This is a genomic window from Pseudoalteromonas sp. SWN29 (assembly GCF_015864465.1).
Classification (GTDB): domain Bacteria; phylum Pseudomonadota; class Gammaproteobacteria; order Enterobacterales; family Alteromonadaceae; genus Pseudoalteromonas.
The window spans coordinates 1-9,357 of record NZ_JADYXE010000080.1 but is presented as its reverse complement, the minus strand read 5'-3'; the positions used below and the strand labels follow the sequence as shown (position 1 = coordinate 9,357).

9 protein-coding genes are annotated in these 9,357 nt (G+C 39.0%); 5 read left to right on the top strand and 4 right to left on the bottom strand.

Going from position 1 to position 9,357, the window contains the following annotated elements; translation table 11 throughout:
• Positions 1–112 precede the first annotated feature (112 nt).
• The 3 genes from I6F53_RS19440 to I6F53_RS19430 all read left to right on the top strand — a co-directional run bounded on the left by I6F53_RS19440 (position 113) and on the right by I6F53_RS19430 (position 2,089).
• Positions 113–616 carry an Mpo1 family 2-hydroxy fatty acid dioxygenase gene (locus tag I6F53_RS19440; protein WP_010553511.1) on the top strand — a complete coding sequence of 168 codons (504 nt, stop codon included), beginning with the start codon at positions 113–115 and terminating at the stop codon, positions 614–616.
• A gap of 26 nt (positions 617–642) precedes the next feature.
• The gene (locus I6F53_RS19435; protein ID WP_197240843.1) at positions 643–1,434 is read left to right on the top strand and encodes an SDR family oxidoreductase; all 792 of its coding nucleotides are present in this window, start codon (positions 643–645) and stop codon (positions 1,432–1,434) included.
• 61 nt (positions 1,435–1,495) lie between these two features.
• Positions 1,496–2,089, top strand: a complete 594-nt coding sequence (locus tag I6F53_RS19430; RefSeq protein ID WP_165741497.1) for a DUF2238 domain-containing protein — start codon at positions 1,496–1,498, stop codon at positions 2,087–2,089.
• Between the two features lie 72 nt (positions 2,090–2,161).
• Here the strand turns inward: I6F53_RS19430 and I6F53_RS19425 are convergent, their stop codons facing one another.
• The 3 genes from I6F53_RS19425 to I6F53_RS19415 all read right to left on the bottom strand — a co-directional run bounded on the left by I6F53_RS19425 (position 2,162) and on the right by I6F53_RS19415 (position 4,604).
• Positions 2,162–3,487 (bottom strand): APC family permease, encoded by a 1,326-nt coding sequence (locus I6F53_RS19425; RefSeq protein WP_197209446.1) that lies wholly within the window; start codon positions 3,485–3,487, stop codon positions 2,162–2,164.
• Positions 3,488–3,602: 115 nt separating this feature from the next.
• Positions 3,603–3,998, bottom strand: a complete 396-nt coding sequence (locus tag I6F53_RS19420; RefSeq protein WP_197240842.1) for a DUF3465 domain-containing protein — start codon at positions 3,996–3,998, stop codon at positions 3,603–3,605.
• Between the two features lie 426 nt (positions 3,999–4,424).
• Positions 4,425–4,604 carry a DUF6435 family protein gene (locus I6F53_RS19415; protein ID WP_197240845.1) on the bottom strand — a complete coding sequence of 60 codons (180 nt, stop codon included), beginning with the start codon at positions 4,602–4,604 and terminating at the stop codon, positions 4,425–4,427.
• A 107-nt stretch (positions 4,605–4,711) separates the two neighbouring features.
• Between I6F53_RS19415 and I6F53_RS19410 the strand changes: the two genes are divergently transcribed.
• Entirely contained in the window at positions 4,712–5,746 is a 1,035-nt protein-coding gene (locus I6F53_RS19410; RefSeq protein WP_197240841.1) for an IS110 family transposase, read from the top strand.
• 565 nt (positions 5,747–6,311) lie between these two features.
• Here I6F53_RS19410 and I6F53_RS19405 read toward each other — a convergent pair.
• Positions 6,312–6,638 carry a hypothetical protein gene (locus tag I6F53_RS19405; protein WP_197240840.1) on the bottom strand — a complete coding sequence of 109 codons (327 nt, stop codon included), beginning with the start codon at positions 6,636–6,638 and terminating at the stop codon, positions 6,312–6,314.
• 770 nt (positions 6,639–7,408) lie between these two features.
• On the opposite strand from I6F53_RS19405, the gene I6F53_RS19400 reads away from it, so the two are divergent.
• Entirely contained in the window at positions 7,409–8,686 is a 1,278-nt protein-coding gene (locus I6F53_RS19400; protein ID WP_231616649.1) for a group II intron reverse transcriptase/maturase, read from the top strand.
• The last annotated feature ends 671 nt before the right edge of the window (positions 8,687–9,357 follow it).

Below are 9,357 nucleotides of genomic sequence, written 5' to 3'. Positions count from 1 at the left end.
GCTTGCTAACGTTAAGCTAAATAATAAGCCGCTACAACTTGAGCATGTGATATCTGTTTAAGTCGCGCACGGCGTTAAAGTAAGTTTTATATATAAAAATAAAGGCAAAACAATGAAAACACTTCAACAGCAGCTTGGTAAATATGGTTTATATCATCGCTCTAAACGCAATGTACTAACGCACTTTATTGGTATTCCGCTCATTGTATTTGCAGCACTGTGTTTACTTGCGCGTATTCAAATACCCCTTGGTAGTGTAGTAATTGATGGTGCACAACTTTTTGTATTAGCGTCGGTTGTTTATTATTTTATGTTGAGCTTTTCGCTTGGCTTTATTATGGCCGTGATATTCACTTTACTCCTTGTTGGTGCTCAGCCTATTGCGGCAATGGCGTTTTGGCCTTGGTTGAGTATTGGCGTAGGTGTGTTTGTATTTGGCTGGGTATTACAGTTTATTGGGCACTATTACGAAGGTAAAAAACCTGCATTTGTAGATGACCTAATTGGTTTAATTATTGGCCCTTTGTACGTAACTGTTGAACTACTATTTTTAATGGGCTTTTACAAAACATTAGAAGATGAAGTAAACGCAATAGCAGGTCCTACAAAGGCTTAACTAATAAAAATTATTTACAGGTGCTTATGCAATATAATAATAAAACCGTGTGGATCACCGGGGCATCGTCAGGTATTGGTAAAGAGCTTGCTATACAATTTGCCGAGCTTGGAGCGCGCGTTATTTTATCGGCGCGCAATGTAGATAAACTAAATGATTTAAAAGCAGTACTTAAAGGCGAAGGGCACTTAATTGTGCCGCTTGATTTAGCCCAGCCAGAGCAGGTACTAAGCACAATAACTGCGCAAATGAGCGAGCTTCCTGCAATTGATATTTTAATTAATAACGGCGGCGTATCGCAGCGCAGTTTATTTTTAGAAAACGACTTTAACGTGTATCGCCAATTAATGGAGGTTAATTACTTTGGCTTAATTGCACTTACTAAAGCTATATTGCCTACTATGGTGGCAAGGCGCAGTGGCTCAATTGTGTCTATTAGTAGTGTGGCGGGTAAAGTAGGTTCAAAATTTAGAACGGGATATTCGGGTTCTAAATATGCGGTTGTTGGCTTTATGGATTGCCTACGTGCAGAAGTTAGCGAACATAACATTCATTGCTTAACTATTTGCCCCGGCTCTATTAAAACAGCAATTGCGCATAACTCGTTAAACGAGCAAGGCATAGCGCAAAATAAACCAGAAGAGTCGATAGAAAATGGCATGGATGTAAGCGTAGCTGCTAAAAAAATGATTAACGCCATTAGTAATAAAAAAGACGAAGTGATTGTGGGTAAAGGTTTAAGTGGTTGGGCGCCTACAATTAAACGCTTTTTTCCAACTTTGTTTAATAGGCTAAGCGCAAAAACAAACTATAGGTAGCATCGTTTATTTCAAAGGCGTAAAATGCCGTAAATTTGATCAATTTAGACAAGGATTCTAAATGAAGTATTTATGGCTGAGCCTATTTTTTATTGTATTAATTTGGTCTGGTATTAACCCAAAAGATCAATTTACATGGCTGCTTGAAGTTATCCCCGCAATTATTGGTTTAGTGCTGCTAGCAAGCACTTATAGCCACTTTAAACTTACCCCTATTTTATACACCTTTATTTTAGCGCATTGCATTGTGCTGATGATTGGCGGGCATTACACCTACGCCGAAGTCCCATTGTTTGATAACCTATTTGGTAGCGAGCGTAATAACTACGACAAAGTAGGGCACTTTTTTCAAGGGTTTGTACCTGCACTGCTAGCACGCGAAATTTTGCTACGCAAAAAAGTAGTAAATGGTCGAGGCTGGTTAATCACCTTTGTTATTTCGGTATGTTTAGCATTTAGCGCGTTTTACGAATTAATAGAGTGGTGGGTTGCAGTATTAAGCGGCGAAGACGCAGAAGCGTTTTTAGGCACGCAAGGTTACGTGTGGGATACCCAATCAGATATGGGACTGGCGTTATTTGGGGCTATTTGCTCATTGTTAGTGCTTTCAAAAGTACATGATAAACAGCTAAAAAACGTTAAAGATTATTTATAAAAACGCTTATAGAAACATCTATACAAATATAGATTAAAACTTGAGATAGGTGTGCTCTAGGGCGTGTTATTTTTATTTTTTGATCTGAGACGCAGTTTGCTTTTGTATTACTCTATTTGTGTATAAACGCATAATAACTTCGAATATAAATGCGATAAAGAAAATTGAAAGAATGTAATAAACAATATGAGGCATTGCTTTAGATGAATACGCAATGGCAAAAAGTGCTGCGCCAAAAGATCCGACAACAGCCGCAATAACACAGGATATTTTCGCTTTAGTTTCTTTAACTTTAAATAAGTGACCGGTGTGAGTAAAACCTTGGATCAATAATACAGAGATAGCCGCTATACTGGCAATTTGACTTAAATCTAATAATAAAATCATTGGCACAATAAGAATTGCTGAGATTAATAACCCTTCTGTATTATTAAAAACATGATATTCATATTGTTTAGGCAAGCTACCTTCCTTTGCTAACGTATAACCAATTTGTGTAACAGCATATAATGTGGCATTGATCGCTGATGCGGTGGCAAGTAAGGCTGTAATGGCTATAATCTTGAATCCCCATTCGCCTAATGCAGGGCGAACAGCTTCAGCTAAAGCATAATCCTTATCTTGCAGAATAGTTGCCAATGATAAATTACCAAACACAGCAATAGAAACAGCTATATAAAGAACAGTAACAAGTAAAATTGCAATAACCATGGCTTTTAGCATAGTTTTTTCTGGGCTTTGCATATCTTCAACACTATTGGTAATTACGCTAAACCCTTGAAAGGCAAAAAATGTTAAACCTAAGGCATAAAAAACATTTAAAGTATCGGGTGCATGAGTTAACGATAATCGTGCGGGTTGAATGTAAAACAATGCTAATACGGTAAAAATAATTAAAGCGAATAGTTTAATAACCACAATAAGGTTTTCAGCTTTGGCGACAATTGACGCACCAATAAAATTTACGATAACGAAAAAAGACAACACACTAACTGAAAAAATATTAATGAATAAATGAGTATCCTCTTTTGGAAAGTAGGTCGCGGCATAGGTTCCAAAAGATTTGCATACAGCAGCTATTGCTACTAATTGAGCAAAATAAAAGAGCACCCCAAGAGCACCAGAAAATACACCTTCGCCATAACCGTGAATAAGATATTCAACAATCCCACCTCGGCTAGGGTAGCGAACAGCAAGTTTACTTAATGAATAGCCACAAAATAACGCGATAATTGCTGCAATTGCAAAAGACATAGTAACTAAATTTCCCGCAATTACACCCGCTTCTCCAATAACGATAAAAATACCAGCGCCAACCATTGAGCCAATACCCAAAAATATCGCACTCCATAAACCAAATGCTTTCTTTTCTGCTGGTTGCTCTATTTTTTGTATCATTATTACTGCCTTTTTATATAGCTCACTATTAAGAAATAAATCAGATTCGAAAAGCAGTGAGTCTTACTAAACGGAGGAAAGAACATGGCCTCGCCTGAATCGATTTATTATAAGGCTATTGGTATATTTTACCTTTGTGCTTTAACCAACCACCAACATGATATCCATTGGGATCTTTATGAGTCCAATGTACTACGCCCCCCTTTTTATTCCACTCATACTCACCATAAAATTGAACAGTATCACCTTTTGAAAGCAAATTAATTCTTGGCGCAAGATCAATATTATGTGCAATTAAAATAGTAATGCCTGTACTTAATTTAAGAATAAACTTTTGATGACGCGAGCCATTATTATCGTCGTTTAATATATGAATAACGATTCCAGAGCCCGGTACTTGAACGTTACTTTGATGATTTTTGTATGCTTCATTCAGGGATGTAGCATTTGCAAAATTTGACCAGTGTAAAAAAGTAAAACCGAGTAAAATATATATTAATAACTTACGCATACACTAAACCCTCCTTAGTTCTATAATGCCACTAAAGCGACTAAAATATTTGAAGTATAAACAGCATACAGATGAAAATATCCATTTTTAATGGAGGTTATCTGTAGAAGCTTCCAATATGTTCAATTATCATAATATCGTCCTTCATAGCTGAGCTCCATATATTCATAACAGCTTATTAAATCCAACGTTAAGGCGTTATCCCTTCCAAACGGCTTAGATTACATTGTTCAATAATTCCACTTAAAAACATTATTGTAAATAGGTATTTATGCGAGTGATAAAATAAGTTTTTTGTTGTTTTACTTGAGGATAATTAGAAAGTACTAAAGACGTCTTGAAAGAGGGAGGGGGAGTTTGAGATTTAATTTTCTAAACGTATACACCGGCTTTTAAAGCAAAGCGAATACGTTTTGACATATGCATTTATTTAGCTTTTTTAGCCTCTAGAATTTCTATTTCACTCCAAATTTTTTCGGCTTCGGCGCTTAACATGGCGTAACTTTTAATATCGCCTTTACGCTGTGCTTGCATACCTTGTTCTAATTTTGCGTCGTACTCTTTGCGTAATTTTTTTACTAAGCGTTTTAATATTAAACCAGACAGCCACTCCAAAAACAAAATTTAGGATGGGTGATGAGATGGACGCTCCCCAAAATGGCGTCAATGCGCCAAACTGGTTAACTCACACTCAGTTAAAGGGAACGTCCACCATGAAAATTAGCACATTATCAATTGATTTAGCAAAAAATGTATTCCAAGTCGCTGGCTTTAATTCTAACCATAAAAGAGAATGCAATAAACGCTTAAACAGACCTAAACTCAACGCCTTCATGGCGAATACCCCACCGTGCCGCGTGGTGATGGAAGCCTGCTATTCTTCCCACTATTGGGGGAGAGTATTTACGTCTTACGGTCATACCGTTGACCTTATCCCTGCACAACACGTTACTCCCTTTGTACGCGGTAATAAAAACGACAGTAACGATGCGCTTGCTATCTATGAAGCAAGCTTACGCCCTAATATTAAATTCGTTCCTATTAAAACCGAAGCTCAGCAAGAAATACTCATGCTTCATAAAATACGCGAACGGCTGCTACAAAACCGCATTGCTGCAACGAATCAATTACGCGGTTTATTGGTCGATTTTGGGTATGTATTTCCTGTCGGTATAAAGGCATTAGAGCAAGGACTCATTGCGTTAGAAAGTGACTCTGCACTTCGCCCGCTATTACGTACAATGGTGAGTGATATTTACACTGAGTACAAAACCCTTGTTAAACGCATTAAAGCCATTGAAGCGATGCTTACTGCACACGTTGAACGTGATACAAACGCTAAAATACTTCACTCTATTCCTGGCGTGGGTGTACTCAATGCCTCAGCTTATGCAGCGTCAATCGGGAACGGTCAGGCATTTAAAAATGCAAAAGAGCTGGGGGGGTGGCTAGGGTTAACACCTAAACAATACGCGTCAGGCGATAAAAGTAAAATGTCTGGCATTACTAAACGTGGTAACAGTTACCTACGAAAACAACTTATTCATGGTGCTCGCGCCATTATCGCCAGAAGCCACCATAAAACAGATGCGTTAAGTTTGTGGATTAACCAGTTACGCGAGAAAAAACACTTTAATTGTGTGGTGGTCGCCACCGCGCACAGATTGGCGCGACTGATGTGGATATTGCTGACCAAGCAAACTCTCTACTCACCTCAGTTTGTGCAAAATACACAAAAGGATGCTTAATTATGCGTATTTTACACACCAATCACACCCGAGTTTACGACTTAAGACAGCCTGATTATGACATAGGTTTTAAACCTGAGTGGGTGTTTGGGCACTTAAGTCGTAACATACGCTTATCCTGTATGTACTTCACTTATAATGAAACAAAAAGCGCACGCTAACCAAGGTTAACCAGATAAAGACACGAGATTAAATCTCGTTTGGGTGAATATTTTTTAGGTCCCTTGGTACGAAGCTCATTAGGAGCATGGCGCATGATAACCATGGCACCATAGCTCGAATATATGTCAGTACCTTTGCTTTTCAGCAAGCTTGTGGCGCATCATGACTGTGAAATGGGATACATGATAATAAAATAAAGGCATCAATTTTGATGCTTATACATTAGCTCGTCTTGACTTCAAGGGAGCGTCCATATATGTCACTATAATTCTTGTGATCATAAATTCAATGGTGAGAGATGGTGAGAGATGGTGAGAGATGGTGTCATGTGGGATCCTAAAATGGTTTAAATTTAGGAATTGACACCATAGTCACTTGTTATACATTTTTACCGTTAGATACTCTATTTGGGATTGTCTTGGTATTTACTTATATCACCATAAACGCCACCCTCGGGAACAGCATAAGTTAAACCTTCTTCATCAAAATTAAATCGAGCAGCTCTACTTTCGTTAGCACCTGTGAACCCATTAAATTTAGCAAAAGACCAAACAAAAGTTTTTCCTTGATCTTGTATTGAATAAGGGTTTCCTCCCATAATTTGGATAACTTGTTCTCTTGTCATTCCGTTTTCAACTAAATTAGCCTGACCAATTGTGAAATTTGTACCCGATGAAGCAGAGCATCCTACTATTAATAGGAAAAATATGGTGATAGTTAATTTGCGCATTGAGATAACTCCTAAATGTATAACGAGACTGTAGAATAACTTCAACAGCCAAATTCAATTAAAAAACGAGCTCCTGTAATTAACTCTAAGCGTTCTTAAAGCATTAAGTAATACATTTAGAACCCATAAAACAGGCTGTTTTTCTTAAAAATGAGTAATTCTACAGCCTCAACGCCCACTTAAGCGGAACCTAACCAACTGTTTTTGTTCCGTTTGAAGTGCTTGTGTACGCCCGACATGGGCATTGACTTATGAGGTGAAAGTCCTCTGTAGGAAGATCACCGTTTAAATAACACACTGTTATTAAATGATAACTACTAGCGAATGGCAAGGGCTAAATCGCGAGAGATAGTCTGGAGGAAGCCGCTAGCAAATCTGCGAGCTGATGAACAAAAACATCATATGAGGCGTAGGCTGGAGACGAGCTAGCACAAGATAGCGAAGTCATGTGATCTAACGGCCACCGTAAATGATGCAGTTGTGCAGAGAAAGTCGATGCACCTTATTCGGGGAGATCTGATAAACACGCATTTGCGCTAACGCTTGGCGATCACCAGTTAGGGACTGGTCTTTCAACCCTGGGCGCTCTGGTTGCTGCGACCTACAGCGAGCGAAATAGCAGTAAACAAGCGTTAGTTTTGACGCGCTTTATCGAGTAATCGATAGAGTGATTTATCAGAAGTCAGCAGACGGCATAGTAGCCAAACACTTATCGTAATGGATAAGACATGGTGAAGGCCTGAACATCTTAACCAGAGGAGATACTACAAATGAACTTGAATTCACATAGATCACCGTGTTGTGATAGTGATGAACAGCGTTCGACTGTGAATAATACCTCGAATGAATACAACCAAACAAACCATGACCTGATGGCAAGGGTACTGAGTAACCACAATATTAGCGCTGCATGGCAACATGTTAAGCGCAATAAAGGGGCTGCCGGTATTGATAATATGAGTATTGAGGAATTTAATCACTTCGCTAAGTTACATTGGCTGGGTATTAAACAACAATTACTTAACGGCACTTATCAACCCTTGCCAGTCAAACGCGTGATAATACCCAAACCTGATGGCGGTGAGCGAATGCTTGGGATCCCTTCTGTTATCGACAGAGTGATCCAACAAGCTATTACTCAAGTGATTAGCCCTTACTTTGAGCCTCTATTTTCACCACATAGTTATGGTTATCGCCCACATAAAAGAGCCAGTCAAGCAGTGAACCATGACATGTTGATGAATCGTGTTGGTCGTAAAATCAAAGACAAAGCACTCATGCGCCTACTCGGTAAATACCTCCGAGCGGGGGTCGCAGAGCGCGAAACAGGTCTGTGGTTTGAGTCAACCAAAGGAGTCCCTCAAGGTGGGCCATTATCCCCTTTGCTTTCCAACATTTTACTCGATGAATTAGATAAGAAGTTAACCTACAAACGCCTTAAGTTTGCACGTTACGCTGATGACATAATCATTTTAGTAAAAACGAAAAGCGAAGGGCTCATAATCCAACGGGAAATTACTGCGTTTATCACTAACCGATTAAAACTCAAAGTGAATGAATCGAAAAGTCGCGTCGGTCCCGTATCAGGCTCGAAATTTCTCGTGTTTACCTTCCGTTACGCTCAAGTGCAGATCCACGAACAGGCGCTAAAGAAATTTAAAGCAAATGTAAGAGAACTCACTAACCGCAACTGGGGGATCTCAATGACCCTACAAATTCATAAACTCACGCAGTATTTACGTGGCTGGGGACACTATTACCTAATAGCCAACGCTTATCAGTTAACGGTGGATTTTGATCATTGGATCCGCCGTAGGATAAGAATGTGCTACTGGCGGCAATGGCGAAAACCACGCACGAAAGTACGCAGTTTAATAAAGCTGGGTGTTAGCGAACGACTCGACATAGCCTGTGGTATCACCAGCAAAGGCCCTTGTCGAAGCTCAAAAACAAAAGGAATTAACATTGCGCTAGGCAATGACTATTTAGCATCACAAGGTTTAGTGTCATTGAGAGATATTTGGATCGGTATTCATTACGGAAGATGAACCGCCCATTGCGGACCCGCATGATGGGTGGTGTGGGGGCTGGAGGTTAGAGACCTCCGGCTACCCGATTATGTTTCATTTACCATACGCGCATAAGGCCTACCTGTAAATTCAAAGAGGCCTTCAATTTCTTCGATTTCAATATCCAAATTCCGATAAGCCGTAACAAACTCGTCAGGAGTTAGTGGCGAAAAATCAATTTCCTCTATGCCACGGGCAAATAAAAAAGTTTTATTAACTAAAGCTTATAACTTACCCAAACAAAAAATATTGCTCATGATATTTGAAGGGGTTTTTAGCATGTTACTATCAGGATTGAATTCCTCATACTCACTATTCAGCCTTGCATGATGTACTTGCAACTGAGATAAAATATTAGCTAAATGCTCACCAACTTTAGGTGTTGCTGAATGGATGCACTGGCTAAATACACTTTTGTAATCTCTAGGTAAAGTAGGTAAAGCACTATTAAGTTGTGTTTTACAGCTATCACTATTATCGCTTGCTCTTCTATAAGCTTCCGCATACAGAATCGCACTTTGCTTAAAATACGAAGTTAATTCACTTAAAGCTTCAGGTAAGAATGCTTTAGCTGCCCTCTCTGTCAGACTAGTTGTCGCGCTTAATATTTAATCATTAAAATTAAGTAGAGGGCGTGGAAAAACAATGCC